11 protein-coding genes are annotated in these 19,037 nt (G+C 32.6%); 8 read left to right on the forward strand and 3 right to left on the reverse strand.

Annotation, left to right across the window (positions count from 1 at the left end; genetic code table 11):
• The first annotated feature begins 33 nt into the window (after window positions 1–33).
• Together B5X77_RS08020 and B5X77_RS08025 are read left to right on the forward strand one after the other, a co-directional pair.
• Entirely contained in the window at window positions 34–1,494 is a 1,461-nt protein-coding gene (locus B5X77_RS08020; protein ID WP_079506887.1) for a class I SAM-dependent DNA methyltransferase, read from the forward strand.
• On the forward strand, window positions 1,494–2,816 hold the full coding sequence (locus tag B5X77_RS08025) for a restriction endonuclease subunit S (protein ID WP_079506889.1): 1,323 nt from the start codon (window positions 1,494–1,496) through the stop codon (window positions 2,814–2,816). Before B5X77_RS08020 ends, B5X77_RS08025 begins: the two co-directional genes overlap by 1 nt.
• 1,006 nt (window positions 2,817–3,822) lie before the next feature.
• Here the strand turns inward: B5X77_RS08025 and B5X77_RS08030 are convergent.
• Window positions 3,823–4,134: a helix-turn-helix domain-containing protein gene (locus B5X77_RS08030; protein ID WP_079506891.1), complete on the reverse strand. Its 312-nt coding sequence runs from the start codon at window positions 4,132–4,134 to the stop codon at window positions 3,823–3,825.
• A 271-nt stretch (window positions 4,135–4,405) separates the two neighbouring features.
• Between B5X77_RS08030 and B5X77_RS08035 the strand changes: the two genes are divergently transcribed.
• From B5X77_RS08035 to B5X77_RS08050, 4 genes are all read left to right on the forward strand, one after another.
• Window positions 4,406–7,060 carry a TnsA endonuclease N-terminal domain-containing protein gene (locus tag B5X77_RS08035; RefSeq protein WP_079506893.1) on the forward strand — a complete coding sequence of 885 codons (2,655 nt, stop codon included), beginning with the start codon at window positions 4,406–4,408 and terminating at the stop codon, window positions 7,058–7,060.
• A 440-nt stretch (window positions 7,061–7,500) separates the two neighbouring features.
• Entirely contained in the window at window positions 7,501–8,640 is a 1,140-nt protein-coding gene (locus tag B5X77_RS08040; protein ID WP_079507638.1) for an AAA family ATPase, read from the forward strand.
• Between the two features lie 157 nt (window positions 8,641–8,797).
• A complete protein-coding gene (locus B5X77_RS08045; RefSeq protein ID WP_079506895.1) occupies window positions 8,798–10,117 on the forward strand; it encodes a TniQ family protein in 1,320 nt (439 codons plus the stop codon).
• Window positions 10,118–10,335: 218 nt separating this feature from the next.
• On the forward strand, window positions 10,336–11,679 hold the full coding sequence (locus B5X77_RS08050; protein WP_176167264.1) for a TniQ family protein: 1,344 nt from the start codon (window positions 10,336–10,338) through the stop codon (window positions 11,677–11,679).
• A 558-nt stretch (window positions 11,680–12,237) separates the two neighbouring features.
• Here B5X77_RS08050 and B5X77_RS08055 read toward each other — a convergent pair.
• A complete protein-coding gene (locus B5X77_RS08055; protein WP_079506899.1) occupies window positions 12,238–12,438 on the reverse strand; it encodes a hypothetical protein in 201 nt (66 codons plus the stop codon).
• Between the two features lie 266 nt (window positions 12,439–12,704).
• Between B5X77_RS08055 and B5X77_RS08060 the strand changes: the two genes are divergently transcribed.
• A complete protein-coding gene (locus B5X77_RS08060) occupies window positions 12,705–14,528 on the forward strand; it encodes an NUMOD4 domain-containing protein (RefSeq protein WP_176167265.1) in 1,824 nt (607 codons plus the stop codon).
• 206 nt (window positions 14,529–14,734) lie between these two features.
• Here the strand turns inward: B5X77_RS08060 and B5X77_RS08065 are convergent, their stop codons facing one another.
• Window positions 14,735–16,909 carry a S1 domain-containing protein gene (locus B5X77_RS08065; RefSeq protein WP_079506903.1) on the reverse strand — a complete coding sequence of 725 codons (2,175 nt, stop codon included), beginning with the start codon at window positions 16,907–16,909 and terminating at the stop codon, window positions 14,735–14,737.
• A gap of 245 nt (window positions 16,910–17,154) precedes the next feature.
• Here B5X77_RS08065 and B5X77_RS08070 point away from each other — a divergent pair, with 245 nt between their 5' ends.
• On the forward strand, window positions 17,155–18,735 hold the full coding sequence (locus B5X77_RS08070; RefSeq protein ID WP_079506905.1) for an ankyrin repeat domain-containing protein: 1,581 nt from the start codon (window positions 17,155–17,157) through the stop codon (window positions 18,733–18,735).
• Window positions 18,736–19,037 lie beyond the last annotated feature (302 nt).

Here is a 19,037-nt window from a genome sequence, read left to right on the forward strand (position 1 = left end):
ACTTTATTCGATGTTAATATTGGGAGGTTTATCATGACACTTACGAATTTTGTAAAAGCAATCCAAGATATTATGCGACAAGACCCAGGTGTAGATGGAGATGCACAGCGAATATCCCAATTGGTATGGATGTTATTTTTGAAAATATATGACTCTAAGGAAGAAGAAGAATGGGAAGTTTTTGAGGAAGATTATGTATCTATTATTCCTGAAGGTTTAAAATGGCGTGACTGGGCAAAAGCAGATGAGGAAACAGGACAAGCAATGACTGGTAGTGAACTTGTCGAATTCATAAATGAAGAGTTATTCCCTACTTTAAAAGAACTTGTTATTGATGAGCACACTGATGAAAGAGCTGCTCTAGTTAAATATGTATTTGAAGATGCATACAACTATATGAAGAATGGAATTTTGATTCGCCAAGTAATATCTGTCATTGATAGCATTGATTTTGGTTCTTATGAGGAAAGGCATGCTTTCAATGATATATATGAAACCATTTTAAAAGACCTACAAAGTGCTGGAAATGCGGGTGAGTATTATACACCACGAGCTGTTACCGAATTTATTGTTGAAATGCTAGATCCTAAAGTAGGGGAAACATTTGCGGACTTTGCTTGTGGAACAGGTGGCTTTTTAACTAGTGCATTAGAGCATATGAAAAAACAGCCTGAATATAAGCGTTCGGGCGGAGAAGACGCTGTATTTAATGGAATAATCGGCATAGAAAAAAAACCAATGCCACATTTATTAGCTGTTACTAATCTTATTCTTCATGGAGTTGATGCTCCAAAGATTAGGCGTGATAACTCACTCGAGATTGATACTCGTGATATACCAGATGAATTAAAAGTTGATAAAGTTGGAATGAACCCTCCTTTCGGTGGTGTAGAGGAAAAGTCTGTTCAATCTAATTTTAAAAAAGAATTTCAAACTGCTGAAACTGCAGATTTATTTATGGTAATGATTATGGAGCGTTTAAAGGAAAATGGAAAAGCAGGGGTTGTTTTACCAGATGGATTTTTGTTCGGAACAGATGGTGTAAAAAGAAATATAAAAGAAAAGTTACTTAAGGATTTTAACCTCCATACCATTGTTAGATTGCCGAATGGTGTGTTCTCTCCGTATACGGGCATAGCAACAAACTTGCTGTTTTTTGATAAAAAAGGGCCAACCAAGGAAATTTGGTATTTTGAACATACTTTACCAAGTGGATATAAAAATTATAGTAAAACAAAACCTATTCGTTTTGAAGAGTTTAAATTAGAGCGCCAATGGTGGAATAATAGAGAAGAAAATGAATTTGTTTGGAAAGTAGAACCTGAAGCCATAAAACAAAGAGATTTTAATCTGGATATTAAAAACCCTAATAAAGTAAATGTAGATGAAAATTATGATACTAGGGGAGTACTAGAAAATCTAAAGGAAAAATTACAAGAAATTGATAATCTTCTTGAGGAATTTGAGCTGAAATATAATAGGAGCGGTAAATAATGTGGGAAGAACTCCAATTAGGCGAACTGTTAACTGAATCAAAAGAGGTTTCCCTTTCACCTAATCCTGATAAGAGAATAACTGTTCGTTTGAATTGCAAGGGTGTTGAAAAAAGGCCATTAACCAATACTAAAGAGGGAAATACAAAATATTATGAACGGAAAGTTGGTCAATTCATTTATGGAAAGCAAAATTTGTTTAAAGGGGCATTTGGGGTTATCCCTGCAGAGTTAGATGGATTTGAATCAACAATAGATTTACCAGCATTTGATGTTGACGACAGATTAAATGTTCAGTGGTTAATTTGGTGGTTAAAACGGAATGAATTTTATAAATCCTTAGTTAGTATTGCTAAAGGTAGTGCCACTAGACGTATACATCCCAATGATTTTTTAAAGATAAAAATTCCTCTACCTACAAGGGATGAACAAGATCAAATAGTTAACCAATTAAATAAGGATGCCCTTAAGATAAACTCAATCCTAAAATACATTGAAGAACTTCAAGTGAATTGCAACACATTAAAGAACTCAATACTGCGAGATGCGATCCAAGGAAAGTTGATTGTACATGAAAAAAATAAAGAACAAACAAGCGAACTTTTACAAAAAATTAAGATAGAGCGATTGAGACTAGCTACTTCTGAAAAGGAAAAGAAAAAATTAACCAATGAATTTCAAGACATTGATATTTCGTCAGATATTGAAGGCTGGATATATATTAAAGCAGAATTAATTTGTGATAATATCACAAAAGGAACAACTCCTAAATCAAACGAACTATTAAATTTGGGAGACGTGCCCTACTTAAAAGTTTACAATATAGTAAATAATAAAATTGATTTTGATTATAGGCCACAATTTGTTACAAGCAAAATTCATAATACATTTCTACAGAGATCTAGGGTTTTTCCGTATGACGTTTTAATGAATATCGTAGGACCACCTCTTGGAAAAGTTGCTATTGTTACCGACCAGTATCCTGAGTGGAATATAAACCAAGCCTTAGCAATATTTAGACCTATCAAATATGTATTGCCTGAGTTTCTATATTTTACTTTAGTTGAAGGGAAACCCATAAGAGACATTCAAACAGTGGGTACAGCCGGTCAAGACAATATTTCACTTACACAGTGCAGAGAAATTAAAATACCAATCCCGCCATTGGAAGAACAAAGACGTATTGTTGAAAAGGTAAATGAATTAATGGATTCGTGCAATGAAATTCTTGCTAAAATTGAAGAGTCAAAAAAAGAAACAGAAAAATTTATGAGATCATTATTACTAGATGCTTTTAAAGTTAATGATGAACCAATCAATTAATATAAGCCGTTTCCTAGTCTGTATTACAAACTACTAGGAAACGGCTTTATATTTATATATAGTGATATTTCTCGTTTACATAAATTACATTTATAGATATATTTGCTTTATTGTAAAAGGGGGCTTTTATGAAAAGAGAATACTTAAGAAAGATGGCTCGGTCGTTGATAAAACAACAATTCTTCGATTGACACTTCACCTGCAAAATTTAAAAGACGTCCTAAATAATAATCTCGACTTTAAAAGCTGCTATTCAAGATGAAGTATTGAAACATATAGGTGATTTCGTATTGGATATAAAGGGAAATAGAAATGGTTATATGCACTCCGCTGATATTTCCTATAGGATTTGTTATAGTATTGTATTACAATTGCATATAAAAAATTGGGTTAGTGGGTCTACACTATTTGAAGAAGTTGAATGTTTTTATTGTACAAAGTTTGTTTTTAGTAATAGCCTTGTTATAGTGGCTAGTAAAGGAGAAGGGCAGACTCATTTTGGTTATTACTCTTGCAAAAATAAAATCTCAATAATTTAATTCAAATTAGCAGAAAAGGATCTTGTTGAGGTCCTTTAATTTTTTGCTTTTTATGTTATAACTCTTGCTGGAATGTGATTTCATCACTTTTTCGGCTGTACTTTTGTGAGCCTGATGTTTTTGCACTATTGGCTTTTCGTTAATATAATTTAATGACAAAACAAACACTTCATTATTTCTTTTTTATCAGAAATAATGAAGTGTTTGTTTTCTGTATTCCACTCAAGTGATGAGTGATATACAACATGATTTTAGGCAAGTAGCATATCCACTGCCAACAAGTATGATACTATCGGGGTCGAACCGACGACCTCTTGCATTCCATGTAGCAGTCGTCTGAAATATTAATTCCGTTTTATTAAACAAGAGTAGCCTGTTACTGTGAGAATAAGATTAAAAAATAGCCTGCAGAAACAACGGAGCAAATATCTTTTAATGATATATTAATATCGATTGTATATTAGCTCTTACTCGGCCAGTTTTATCTCCATTAATCTTAAAATTTCCTCTTGATCCTTTTCTGTTAACTGTCCAAATAGATTCAATAAATGATTTTCTTTCACAGTTGATACTTTGGGTCTATCACCAAGAAGTATCCAGTCGGTTGAAACCCCAAAGACATTGCTAGTAGTAATCACAGTGTCTATTGAAGGTTTAGAAGATCCTTTTTCAATACTACTTAGTGAACTTTGCTTTATACCTATTCTCTCTGCGAATTCTTTTTGGCTTAGCTTTTTCACCCCTCTTATTTGTTTATAGCGCCTAGAAATTTCAAACATAAGCAGCCCTTCTTACAGTTTTTTATGCCCCAAGCTAACTACATTTAATGTAATTAACTATTTTAATTTTATCGTAAAACGCATTAAAAGTTATATAGAAAAGCAAAGTTAAAAATAGGAATATAGTAGTATTTTTCATAAAATTCAGATAAATGTTTGCTTTATATAGTTAATATCTATATAAAATATAGTTAACAACTGTATTTTTGTAGCCCTTCTTGATAATAATGATAATAAGCGAGATGTAATAGATTTAGAGGAGGATTCGAAGATGTTAACAAATGAAGAATTTGAGCTATGGGCTGGTCAATTAGGGGTGTGTGACAAAACAAATCAACAGATAGAATTAATCAGGAAATCTAATCCTGCCCGGAATGTAGGAGGGGGGGGATTTAATACTCCAGGAAAATTCAGTAGTACAAAAATGGGGTTATCCATACAGTACGAAAGCGGCACAGTAGAATTGCCTGCTGTTTTTATGATGGAAATAGATGAAAATGTTTTAGAGTTTTATGATCAACCCCCTTCAATAAAACTAGCTCACAAGAATGAAAATGGAAGAAATATTGGTTATTGGTATACTGCTGACTTTTTTGTAATTGAAAATAATTGTGCTTATTGGGTGGAATGGAAAACGGAAGCTGAACTAGTGAAATTATCACAAAAAAACCCTTCAAAATATTTTTTGGATAAAAATCGTAAATGGCGGTATCCACCAGGTGAAAAATATGCAAAAGAATTTGGCCTTGAGTTTCGTGTGTGTTCTACTGCGGATATAAACTGGAATTTTCATAGAAATATAGTTTTTTTAGAAGATTATTTTCAAGATAAGCAAGAGGAAAGAGAGAACGAATCAAACTTGCAACTAAAAAAATTAATTATGGGTAACCCAGGAATTGTTTTGGATGACTTAATTGAGTCATCTGGGGATTCCTTTAATGTAGATGATATTTACTCACTGATAGCAAAACGTGAGATCTATGTTGATTTATTCCATTGTCTCCTATCTGAGCCAAGGGGTGTTAAGGTTTACATTAATAAATCCCAAAGTAAAAGCTTTAAAAATATATTAGAGACTGTCAGGGGAATTAAGAAGGCAGTCCCCATAAAAGAGAAAGTTGGAAGCAAAATTATTTGGGGCGAAAAGAATTGGACGATTATTAACATTGACCATAATAATCTATATTTACTATCTGAAGAAAAAGAATATGTTAATTTGCCCCGTGGGGTATTTGAGACCTACATAAATGAAGGCTATATTTCGGGGGGTGAAACCGAACAAGATAAGAATGAGAAGGCATGGAAGGATCTAATTTTAGAAGCGAATGAAAACGATTTGAAGATTGCTAATGAAAGGTATGAAATAGTGAAAAAGATAATGGAAGGATCTAAAGAAGATAACATTCGAGTTTCAGAACGAACTATAAGAAGTTGGGTGAAAAAATTTAATGATGCTCAAGAACTATATGGATATGGATATATAGGTTTATTGCCAAAGAATAAAGATAAAGGTAATAAAAATCCTAAATTACCTTCTCGAGTGGTTGAGTTAATGAATGAAGTAATATCGGATAGTTATGAAGACATTAAATTAAAAACAGCAAAAGAAGTGTATGGTGAATTTATTGACAAATGTGAAAGGGAGCATCTATTTCCTCCATCGTACCAAGGTTTTTGTAAGGCAATAAATAACCGTGGGAAACATGAACAGAAGAAAAAAAGGGAGGGAGACAAGGCTGCGTATGAATTCCAGGAGTTTTATTGGGATATAGAAACAACTACCCCAAGACATGGAGACCGCATATTTGAAATATGTCATCTTGACCATACCCAAATGGATATTGAATTAGTTTCCGAAAAAGGTAAAAATTTGGGTCGCCCATGGTTCTCCTTGCTAGTAGATGCCTATTCTAGAAAAATTCTTGCCTATTATATCAGCTTTGAAGAGCCTAGCTATAGATCCTGTATGATGGTTATGCGTGAGTGTGTAAAAAGGTATAACCGATTACCGCAATTTTTAGTTGTAGACGGAGGAAAGGAGTTTCATAGCATATACTTTGAATCTTTATTGAGCTATTTTAAAGTGCACAAAAAGGTAAGGCCAGCTGCAAAAGCACGTTTTGGAAGTGTTATTGAGAGAATATTTGGCACCAGTAATAAATTATTTATTCATAATCTTAAAGGTAATACTCAATTGATGAAAAATGTACGGCAGGTAACGAAAAGTATAAATCCTAAAAACCACGCTGTTTGGACTTTAGGTGAGTTGGATAAAAGGTTTGGTTTATGGTTTGACCAAGTGTACCATAAAATAGATCACCCAGCCTTAGGGGAATCACCCCAGGAAGCTTTTGAAAGATCTTTAAAATCTTCAGGTGAACGTCCTAACACATATATCCCTTACGATGATTACTTTATCATTATGACTCTTCCAACTCCATCACGGGGAAAAGTAAAAGTGTACCCTGGAAGGGGAATTAAAGTTAATTACATTTACTATTGGTCTGATAAGTTTCGTAGTCCTAAGTTGGAAGATGAGTTTGTTGAAGTAAGATATGATCCCTTTGATGTTGGCATTGTGTATGCATATGTTAACAATCGATGGGAAAAATGCTATTCACAATATTATAAGACTCTTAGAAATAAGACGGAAAAGCAGTTAAAACAGATTACAGCGGAAATTAAAAGGACAAAACAAAATAACGGGAAAAAGAATTCTGTTACTGCAAAAATGATTGCACGTTTTATTTTAGAGTCAGAGGTAATTGAGGATGAGTTAACTAAGAAAAAAGCAGGGAAACATATTGAAGTTGAAATTGAACTTGTAAAGGAAAATTCAACTTATCAAGACGATTATTCGGAGACTAATACGGAAACTAAAATTGAAATTCAGAATAAACAATTTGATATATATGGCGAATTCTAAATTGACCTATTTTCACTAAGTTTAGTACACCAATTAACTAAGGATAGTAAAGCTGGAGTGCAATAATTGATAGTTTTAGAGTTGGCGTATCCGAGACTCACCTGAAACTGTTTGCCGGCAATCTAAACAATTCTAATCTAGTTTTCGTGAAGATAGTTCCTTCATGTATATGAGTATTGAGCCTGTGAATATTATAAGCATTCAATCGTAGTAGTCTTATAGAAATTTTATGCCTATGCAAAAGACCTTACCAATCTGGCTTTGGTGGCTCATTTTAAACATATTGCTAGTCACATAAATTGCTCAGCTGGATAGCTAATTATTTGGTTGCAGCGTTGAATAAGTGATGTGATTTTAAAAAGGAGTGATGAAATAGCAAATCGAGGTATGCAATGAAATACAGTCCTCGAGTAAGAAAATATTTCGGCAAGGGTGATAAAATGCAAAATACTAATCGACTGTTTCCTGAGCAATTACTAGTAAAGTGCAAACAGGAAAAGGAGAAATATTTTAGGGATTACACTATAAGTCATCCAAAATTAATAAAGGTATTTCGAGAAATACTATTTTCCATTGGGAACTCAAATGAATCACAAATAATTATGGTTATAGGTCCTTCAGGAGTAGGGAAATCAAAGGTGTTTGAAAAGATTATTGAAAAAATTTTTCTTGAGTCAGAAGAGGAAATGAAAAGCGATATGTGTATCATTCCGATAGCAGGAATTGAACTGCCTAATCCGGATACTAGTAACTTTAACTGGAAAGATTTTTACTATCGTCTCCTAAAAGCCCTACACGAGCCTCTGATTGATCATAAGGTTGATTTTTCGAAGCTGCTAAAACAAGAGACAAGCAAAAGAAAGATTAGCCCATTTCATCCCGGAACGGCACCAGAACTTAGGCGATCACTGGAAAATGCCATTAAATATAGAAGACCCAAGGCCTTATTAATTGACGAAGCACAGCATTTCTTCAAAACTGCAACAGGGAAAGGGCTTCAATCACAATTTGACTCATTGAAGTCATTGGCCAATATGTCTCACGTTCAATTAGTATTATTGGGAACTTATGAATTGAATGAAATAATTAACATAAATGGTCAACTAGCCAGACGTGTAAAAGAGATTCATTTTCCAAGATATGATATTTCAATTCAAGAGGACTATGAGGCGTTTGGTAATATTGTGCATACATTTCAAAAATATATCCCTCTTGAAATAGAGCCTGATCTAATAGGTGACTTAGAATTCATATATGAATTTAGTTTAGGGTGTGTTGGAATCCTAAAAAAATGGCTTCAACGATCTCTTTCTGATGCATTAGAAAATAATCAAAAAACTATTACAATTGAGGTCTTAAAGAGAAATAGGTTAAGTGCAAATAAAATATTAACCCTTGCAGAGGAAGCTTTAAATGGGGAATTAGACTTTCTGGATAACGAAGAACAATATAAGAAAATAAAAGAGTTACTTGGGACATATAAAGAAACAAGTCCAAAAAGTACCGATAAGAGAAAAAATAAAAAAACAGGTACCCGTAATCCTTCTCGTGATAACGTTGGTGCACCTAAAGAAGCCTGAATTTTTTATTTAAACTTTCACCTAAGAATGGGTTTTCATTCTAAATGTTTTAGGGAGGATACTGATGCTTAATAAAATTTATTAATAGATAAAAGAATCATTGTCTTATATAAATTCACATAGATGGAAATACTTCTTCTAAAAAGAGGTATTTCAAATGAATAAAAAAGTGAATTTTGAAAGAAGTAAACTATATAATTTAACTCCCAAAGGTTTAAGGACAGTTTATGTTGAGAGTTTTACAAGTTACTTGATAAGAATAGCATCTCAACACAATGTGTCTCCTGGTCATTTAGTAAATAAGTTGATTGGTCCAAATATGGACAAAGAATTTTTATTGCAAAGTACTTTAAGGGGAGGCAATCGCTTTTATGATGGGGCAAAAACCTTAAACGGGTTTATGGATAATTCAGTTGATACTGTAAGAAGCTTAGAGTGCTTAACTAAAAGAAATGACTTAGGGGATCTAACCTTCCAGAAGTGGAAAGGTGTGTTAACTATACGTGAACTTTTTAAGTCTTCCTTGTCATGGTGTCCACTTTGTATAAAAGAAACGTTTGAAACAGGCGGGGAAGACGTTTATTATCCGCTAATTTGGACTTTAAAAGTCCTGAAATGCTGTGTTATTCACAATTGCCAGCTTTTAAACCAATGCCCTCAATGTGAAAAAAGTGTACCAATTCTACATAGACAAATTATATTAGGCTATTGCCCATATTGCTATGTACGACTTGATAAAGTAAATGCTGTAATACCAATTACAAAAGAGGATTATATATGGAATTCATTCATTATTAGAAATATTGAAGAACTGTTTTCATTAACAAATAAAGAAGCCAAAATTACTAGGGGAAATATGGCAGGCAATTTTCGTTCAATCAACCAATCTATATTCAAGGGCAATATAGATAGATTTTCTCAGAGTATAAATGTTCCGAGGTCTACATTACGAGGGTGGATTAACGGCGTGGCATTACCCCCTTTGGAGAAACAACTAAGATTATGTTTTAAATTTAATGTATCTTTTATTGACATTATATTTAAGCCAAATATTGTAGTTGATTTTTCAAACGAATTAGTTAAAAAAGAAGCACAACATATTATCCCTACAGCGTGTTTTAAGTTTGATTATGAAATAGCCAAACAAAAGCTAGAAGACTATATTTATAAGGAAAATTCTTTATCAATGGAAGCGATTGCTCTAAAAATCGGATATAGTAAGAGGGTGCTTTATAGAAATTTCCCGGAAATGTGCCGTAAATTATCTAGAAGGCATAAGCAGTATCAAACAGAACGTAAAAAATATAGAATATCAATACAAAAACAAAAAATAAGTTATGCTTATTATCATCTTACTGATCAGGGAATTTACGCAAGTAGGAGAAAGGTTGAGACATTCTTAGACGAACCTGGCTTGTTAAGAGAAAAAGAGTTACAGGATTATTGGAAAGAATTAATCTCAGTCAGTAATAATTAAAATGTACATACAGAACAAGCGATAAAAAACTTTTTTTTTGTTAGCTCTTCCTTATTTACTATTCTTCATTGAACTATCATTTAGAAAGATGAAACTCCTGAAACATCTAAAACACCTGAAGAAAATACGGTTTGAGAAAATATAATGTAACTAATCTTTTAACAATAAGGCAAAAAGCGAAAACTCGTACAGTTATATTACGGTGGGAGGGGTTCTACTTGTTTAAGGACGACAATATAAATGAACGCAATGTTCTATATAATTTAGAACCAATAGGAGTAGGCACTGACCAAATAGAGAGTTTAACAAGTTATATTGCTCGCTTGTCTAAGGAGCACAATATAAAGGTAAGTAAGCTGTTCAACAATTTAATTTTTCCTGTGTTTAAAGAGGGAAATATAACCGGCGCTACTGGAAAAGGTTGGTCAAAAAGATCATCATCAATTAATGGAAATGGTAAAAGCAATAATGGATTAACAAAGGTTTTAATTTTGTTTACTGGAAGAAAGGATTTAGAATTATTATCACTAAATTTATTTTCAAATCTTATAAATAATGGAAAAGAACTCAAACTCAAAAAAGCTTGGTGTCCTAGCTGCTTGAGACAACATGAAAGAAATATGGAACCTATATATGAAAGGTTAATTTGGAATTTTGAACATGTCGAAATTTGTCCAATACATCATTGTTTTCTAGAAACAAAATGTCCCAACTCAAATTGTAGAAGAGAACTGCCTGTACTCTCAGGAGAGGTCCCTCTAGGTATTTGTCACTGGTGTAAATGTAAATTAAGTACAGCAATTCCTCGAGGACGTTTAGGAAGGAAAAGGCAAGTTCAAACATTAATAATTAAAGAAATTGGTAGTTTATTGGTTTTGAATAGGGAACAAAGAAAAAATCTAAATCAGGTACAAACTGCAGCACTTATACAGGATATATTTGTGAAAGTCAAAATTAATTTTGGAATAAATGATGGTCTCTTTACTAATTATGTAGGAGTATCATCCAATACTGTTTGCGGATGGAAAAAAGGGCAAGTACCCGCATTAATTACTCTTATTAAACTTTCCTATTGTATCAATAGTAATTTAATTGATCTCTTTTTCAAAAAAATAAGTATAGATAATATCCGCCGCTTCCCATTTTATTTTCTGACACAAATAAGGCCTAGAAATCGAAGACTGGTGCGTAAACATATTAAGATGAATTTAGCTAAAATAATGAATAGCCCCTATTTTGGAAAATTTTCATTGGAAGAAACAGCCAAGAAAATTGGGTACAAAAATGGAGCTACGTTAAAGGATCAATTTCCTTTGGAGTCGAAAAAAATTATTTCCGCTCATAAAGAATTCAAACGTAAAAAGTTTGAAAATAAAATAGAGGTCTTAAAACATAGAATGAAAGAATCTATAATAGAACTTTTGGCTAGTGGAATCGAACCTACCCGTTATCGTGTAATACAAAAATTAAGTCTTTCATTTTTTAGAGAAGAATACAATGATTTATACGATAAGGTGTATAAGGAACTTTTAAATAAAGATACCCCTAATAATGAGCAATAAAAACCTAAAATAGAACATATAACAGCCATATTTAGAGTGTACCTAAGTTAGTTAGAACTTCTTTTTGTCATCCCCCTCAGGGTACCTCTGAATTAACCTGTGTCGAAGATATTTTGGACTATTCCAATGGATGGTACAAGTTTTTCGGTGTAAAACCGTTCACTTACGCCGCCTTCGCAAACAACGATGGTCCGTATTCTTTCCCCTCTAGTGATTTATGAAATGACTTTTAATCTTCAATATATTTTTCCCACGACTTATATCTTCTTCGCATTTGTATATCCAGGACTGCTTGGAATATGAGTTGTTTGTTTACTCACAAATCCCAGTAATATTTTCGTGCTTTTGATTTGGATATTCATAAGCTATGATCCATTTTTTATCGCTTCCAAAACCTCTTTGGAATCAAACTTGCTGAATTGGAATCTGGCTTTACCTTTCTAAGTTGACAAAATAAGGTTAAAAATATACCTCCTTTAGGAAATAGCCTTTTATATCAAAAAGCCGGGAAGTTTGGAAACAATTAATCGTCATTAGAAGTTCAAGATAGCGTTTTAACTATTTAAACCATTTTTCTAATAATTCATGGAATAATAAGTTATATTTAAACATGATGATATATCCAAAAGCTAGTACAAATAAGGAAATTGGCTCAATTGGCTGCTGGGTAATCAATTTTATAATTAATGTAAATGTAGAAGCAACGGGGAAACAAATTCCTAAAATGAATATGAATAATATTGTTTTATGTAAATTCATTTAAATTCCCCCCCCTTCAAAATTATCACAATTAGCATTTCCTATTTTTCATCACATTTATACAAAATAAAAGGGAGAATTATTGTAGAAAAAGGAAGATTCAATAGTCTTTTTCTTATTAAATTTTTACTGTACAACCGCTGAATTAGCTGACAAGTATTCTTTTCACTCAGGCTTATTGAATTAACACTAACGTCATCGATATTTTATTGTGCATTTTAGGGTTAATCTCTTCATTAATGGAGAGACTAAACATTGGTGATGTTATGGAAGAAGAAATTTGGAAACCGATAAAAAATTATGAAGGCATCTATGAAGTGAGCAATCTTGGTAAAGTAAAACGACTCAGACGTGACGTGATAAGGAGAGACGGATACGTAAATAAAGTATTAGAAAAATTATTATCACCCGTCATTGCAGAAGGTTACTTAATCATAAGCCTTTATAAAAATAATAAAGGAAAAAAATTCTATGTTCATAAACTGGTTGCAGAAGCTTTTATTCCCAATCCAGATAATAAATCATTTGTTAACCACATAGACAGAGATAGAAGTAATTCAAATGTTCAAAATCTAGAATGGGTTACACAGAGAGAGAATATACAGCACTCTGTTAAGACGACACCAATAGTACAAGCCAAGGTGAATAAACGCACAAAAATACCGGCAGGTGCAATAGAAATATGGAAGGGTATAAAAGGATTTGAAACTCTTTATCAAGTCAGCAATTTCGGGAGAATTAAGAGAGTCAAAGGTTCAATTATTGATAGGACTGGCAGAAAGAGAAAAATTCAAGAGAAAATATTAAAACCGAGGAAATCTTCAAAGAACAGATTCATGGTTGAATTGAGGAAAGATAATGAAGGCAAATGCATATACATTCACCGACTAGTTGCTGAGGCATTTCTTGCTAACCCTGATAATAAATCATTGATTTCTCATATTGATGGCTACACTGATAACAATATTGTTTTCAATTTAAAATGGGCCACTTCATCTGAAATTTCAAAGCTTAAAACAAACTCAGAAAAATACGGAGGCGGAAAAGCACCCGAAATTTTAATTACAGAAGAGGAAATATGGGAAGATGTTAAAGGTTACGAGGGTTATTATCAAGTATCAAACTTTGGTCGAATAAAAGGGTTGGAAAGGGTAGTAAAAGGTAGTCGTGGCTCGAAAAGGCTAATTAATGAGAAATTGATGCACATAAAGTTAAAAAAAGGATATTCAATTGTGAGACTTTCGAAAAAGGGAGAAAGACGGAATATATTCGTTCATAGACTGGTTGCAGAAGCGTTTATTCCCAACCCGGAAAACAAACCAATTGTGAATCATATAAATAACATAACCCATGATAATAGAGTGGAAAACTTAGTATGGGTTACACACCAAGAAAATATTCAACATATGGTGTTACAAAATAGAGGAACTGCCAAAGCTGTGAAACAATATGATTTAGATGGGGTATTTATAAAAGAATATCCTTCTTTGAAAGAAGCGTGTGAGGATTCAGGTGTAAGTTACCTGACACTTATTGATATGTTTAATCGAAAAAAACAAATGTGTGCTGGATATCAGTGGAAATTGGTGGGTGATGGTGATTTTTCAAAGATTAAACCGTATAAAGATCCGAGTGAATTAGAAATATTTCAGTATACACTTTCTGGTGAAGTCCTTCAAAAATTCCCGTCAATAAAAGCTGCAGCTGAGCATTTAATAGTTAACGGATTTGAAAATGCTAGCCCATCTTGTATTAGTAAAGCTTGCATTGGTAAAGTAAATTATGCTTACGGTTTTCAATGGAGATATTTTGGAGATGAAAGACCATTGTTAAATCTAAGAAAGCGGATTAACCGAATTGTTCAATTAACAATGGATAATGATTTTATCAATATTCATAAAAATATCCGTGCTGCAGAAATCGATTTAAATATTAAAATTAATACAAGTGGGATTGGTAAATGTTGCAGTGGAAGACAAAAATCAGCTCATGGCTTTAAATGGGTTAGAGAACATGATTATTTAATACTAAGGGAACGAGTATTCCTTCCTAAAGAAGATAAGTTGAATCCCTCGGCAGGAATCATATAGAAAGGGGCATTGAACCAGGCCGGAAATGGACATAAAACGGGAGTTAATTAAGGATACAATCGCCATTACCATAAGGTTGTTTTATGTTAAAAAAAACCAGATCAAAATATTAAAAGTGCTGCATGTTTTTCTGCAGCACCTTTTTAAGTTTTTCCCTACTCTTTAGAATACAATTCATTCGATTTGCAACCAAAATAATAAACTCATTAATAATTAAACATTCTTCTTCCAGTTTGTTTAAAATCTGGTGGAACATTGATTTTGTGCCCGCATGTATAAGAGGTACATTTAAATGCTCTTTCAGTTAGTTGTTTCATCCGAGGCAAATCACACTTAGGGCATATATCTCCCTGCTTATACTCTTTACTCTCCCGGGGTCCGCTACCGCAATCCAAACATAAATAATAATTTTCATATTGTATTTTATTTTCTCGACTGTCTATGATCTTTCGACAAGCCCAGCAATGGTTTAAGTAAATATTATGATCGTGATTATTATCTTTGCTTTGTGGGCAGAAAAAGATCGTATTGTTATACCTTGCGAAACTCTTTGAGTATTTCATGTTTGGCTTTAATGTTTCACCACAATAAGTGCACTTTAGCCTTGCTCTTATCTCATTAAGTCTGTTTATCCACCCAGATATTTTCAGAGGATAAACGTCATTACGTTGCATTTTATAACGAGGGAGATAAGTATTAACGTCCAGACTTTTCATAAGTTCAAGAAGTGACCACTTATGCCATTCCTGTGTACAATCTGCTGTTAGACGAGCACTAGCTAATCCTGCTGAACATGCTCCATTTGTTCTTGGACAGAAGGCCCTTTGTGGTGGATCATTTAAGGGTTCCTGGTTTTCTCTCCAAACCTTTCCCTCACAATAGGTTACATGACCATATGAACAATGCGGTAATAATAAGTCGAGATCTATAGGTTCTATGGAACTCCACACCATGTCAGAAACATAACTTTCCAGTAAATAATGTGCTTCATCAAATATCTGTTGCTTTTTTTGAGGTTGAATCTTTATAGATAACAGCAGTAGACCATATTTAATAACAGGCTCTTTCTCTTTATTAATGTGATTAATTATAGCGATTTTTTCATCATATTTTGCCGCTCGGTAAATTGCAAGTAATTTTGCTTTCGTGGACAGACTAAACCACTTGGCTTCTTCAATTTCGTTCCAAGTATACTTTACCTGATCGTTACTTGGTAGATAAATAAAGAAAGAAGGGTGTAATTTTAACTCAATTGGCAACATATGCATTACTCTTTGTTGATCTGCCTTACTGGATTTAGATATTAGTGAAGATAATTGAGAAATGGTGTTAGCCTCTTTAGAGTTCATCCATTCTTCCACTAAGACACCTGCAATAATATGATCTGGTGCCAAGCAGGCTATATCAGGTTCTTTTATAATATTAGGTGGTATTAACTCCCAAATTTCTTCATTGTTTTGTTTTTCTAAACAAACTCTTAGCTCGTTTATAAGTGAAGCTCGAGTCTCTATACTAAGCAGTTCTAGAATAATTTTTACTTGACTTAAATACGGTAACATTGATCTAAACTTTTTATTCCTCTTGAAAGTTTCAGGAGGAATTCTTGAAAGTATAGTATCTTTACTATCCTGTGGAACTTTATTAAGTAAACTTAATAGTTCTTCAAAAAGATTATCCATATTACTTTCTTCAATTTGACTTTGATCAAACATCTTTAGCAAAACATCTAAATGATGTCTGGGTTCTAATGTCTCTCTTAAATCCCTGTCAATAAAAAGAAGTTTAATAGGGAGTATTTTGTACCGCATTCCTATAGAGTAGTTGTTGATAATAAGTAGCAATTCTTCCTTAAAAACACGAAGTATTGAGTTATCATATTCTCTTTCATTTAGAAAATGAAGGCACAATGCTAAATGTTCATCAATTGGTAATAGTTTGCGGAGTTCCACGGAATAAAAAAAGAAGTGCTTAGGTACATCCCTAATAAATAAACGTTTTTCAATCATGGATGGGAGGGTTTTTAGTTTCTGAGTTAATAAGGCTGAAGACTCCTCAGGTGGTTTCCTCTTTAAATAACTGTTTAGGACAGCCTTCCAAAATCTTTTGTTATTGCTATTCCAACAGAAATTTAATAATTGGTTATCAGTTTCCTCAGAAAGTAATAAGACTCTTTTAGCTATTGTTTTTCTATTTCTGGGGTTTATATCAAGATCAAATGTGACAATGCTACCTTCACGCAAGTTGTTTTCTGAGGTGAGAATATCCATTTTTTTAAACCGGAGATCATCCCCATTATCCATTGAAATAAATCCGAAATCATTTTGTTTTCCTGTTTTATAGTTTTTTCCTCCATACCATTTGATTATCCCGATTTTTCTCATTTTCTCACCTCGAGGTTATGCGTTTTCTTAATTCAGTGGCTATATGAAAATTGTACCATTTATTTGTAAATTGTTATAGGTAATTGGGTACCGTGTATTAATAGTATTAAAAGTGTTTGAAACCTTTAGGGTATAAAGAGTCTCATGTGAAGTAATGACAAGTAAGGATATTAAGATGATTAGATGGTATAATTTAGTAAAATATATTCGGGCCACACCTTAAATCTACAATAGGGGGTTGTATTGTGCAGAAACTATTAACTAAGGAAGAGTTAATGGATTTAGGGTTTAAAAAAACTAGATTCGGTGGATTTGAAACTATCTTTGGGGGCATAAGTTTTACGCTAATATTCAACCCTATTCATAAAAGCTATGAAATACTATGGTCCATTGTAAGTGCGCGTAGAGTTATAGAAGGGCAGAAGTTATTACCACAACATACTACGATAAAAACAATTATTATTGAGCTTGCAAGAATAAACGATGAGTATTATGACTTCATTAATTGTAAAAATAAAGAAGAAGCAGAAAAAATGGTTGTGAAAAGGGGGTTCGAGGTTGACGAATCCACTTTTATAGCAGCTATTGAACACAACTACCCTAATTTACTTAAACTTTTATGCATAGCTGAAATACAACCCAACAAGGTATATATACATGGATATGATAGTCTTCAAGCAGCTATTTCATATTATAAATATTATAAGGATCCTTCGCGTTTAGGAATCGTGCAAATATTAGTCAATAACTCTAATTTTGATGAAATAAATTACTATGAGCATGCTTTGGAAGATATAAATTTGTTGAGGGTGTTATTAGAAGGAAACATCGACACAGATGGAAAGATGAAAATCGAAGCATTACATCAATGTGTTGGATTGGATAAATATGATCCTACTCATCTCCTTTTAAATGTCGGGGTAAATCCTAACATAAAAGATAATGGGAATAAATACCTAATTAATAAGGCTATTCTGAATGATAACATTGATATCGTTCGTTTACTTTTAAAGTCTGGAGCAGACCCTTCAACCGTAAATATAGATATAAGATATACTCCAGAAAGTATATTGTTATTACTGTTTCAATATGGCATGCCACTGAAAGATGATCAAGTATCTACAATTCTTAATAGGATAGATTCTAACCTGAATTCTACTGAAGAGTTAATATGTTACTTAATAAAGTATGGTTATACTAAAAAATATATATTTGAAAAGAACAGTAGTGTACTTTTAGGTAGGGTTTCTGACCTCCTTCTTACTGATGCTATAAAAGCAATTGAAATGAATCTATATTGGGATGAGTATCTCATATTAACTATGTTTCAAACTCTATACCCAGAAATCCAAAAGGACACACAAATAGCCATTATAAGACTTTTATTGAGTGAGTATCGTGATAAAAAGAGTGTGATTTTAAGTGCAAATAGAAATGAAAAAATACAACTCATTTTTAAAGCGGTTAACCTTCATGACGAACTTAAAAATTATACATTATCTATTTTTTTGGAGAACTTATATTTCTACCATAAAGAATTCCTGTTCCCTGAAAACGAGGAGGATTTAGAAAATACAAGAGGATTTTGGGAATCTATTGAAATTGACACTTCCGATGAAGAGGAGAAATCCGTAAGGACCTTAATTAGACGACTGAGTAAATATGTACCTTGGATTCCTTGGAGATATTACTTATATGAATATACTGGCTCTGATGAACCCATTACTTGGCCGGAGATAAGAGTTCCTTATTATTTTTCTGGAATTGCTGGTGAAGTATACCAAGCATATAAGTCAACAAATCAATTAGAAAATGTTGAGGACTAAGTAAATTAGCTATATGGAAAACTCTTATTTTCTTAAGAGTACTTATTTTAAGAAACTTAGTAAAGAGAGCTTGTGTTGAATGAAATACAAAAAACGACAGTTATCTGTCGTTTTTTTGCTATCGAAAATAGAAAGCAAATTCGTATAGCAAGTAAAAGGAGCTATTTCTTGGGCCAGTTTATTTTTATTAGCGATTTATTAATTTTTATTTTCTATACCAGTTACTTTTTTTTACAAAAAACCCTAAAAAATAACATATTAATCTATAATAGTAGATATAAATTTATTTTTTTGAAGGTGAG

Origin of the sequence: Mesobacillus jeotgali (genome assembly GCF_900166585.1) — a bacterium.
Lineage (GTDB): Bacteria > Bacillota > Bacilli > Bacillales > Cytobacillaceae > Mesobacillus > Mesobacillus jeotgali_A.

Bases quoted from the DNA above. Each gene is read 5' to 3' on its own strand.
- B5X77_RS08040 (WP_079507638.1), top strand. From the start codon at position 7,501: ATGCAAAATACTAATCGACTGTTTCCTGAGCAATTACTAGTAAAGTGC.
- B5X77_RS08045 (WP_079506895.1), top strand. From the start codon at position 8,798: ATGAATAAAAAAGTGAATTTTGAAAGAAGTAAACTATATAATTTAACT.
- B5X77_RS08025 (WP_079506889.1), top strand. From the start codon at position 1,494: ATGTGGGAAGAACTCCAATTAGGCGAACTGTTAACTGAATCAAAAGAG.
- B5X77_RS08060 (WP_176167265.1), top strand. From the start codon at position 12,705: ATGGAAGAAGAAATTTGGAAACCGATAAAAAATTATGAAGGCATCTAT.
- B5X77_RS08035 (WP_079506893.1), top strand. From the start codon at position 4,406: ATGTTAACAAATGAAGAATTTGAGCTATGGGCTGGTCAATTAGGGGTG.
- B5X77_RS08055 (WP_079506899.1), bottom strand. From the start codon at position 12,438: ATGAATTTACATAAAACAATATTATTCATATTCATTTTAGGAATTTGT.
- B5X77_RS08030 (WP_079506891.1), bottom strand. From the start codon at position 4,134: ATGTTTGAAATTTCTAGGCGCTATAAACAAATAAGAGGGGTGAAAAAG.
- B5X77_RS08020 (WP_079506887.1), top strand. From the start codon at position 34: ATGACACTTACGAATTTTGTAAAAGCAATCCAAGATATTATGCGACAA.
- B5X77_RS08065 (WP_079506903.1), bottom strand. From the start codon at position 16,909: ATGAGAAAAATCGGGATAATCAAATGGTATGGAGGAAAAAACTATAAA.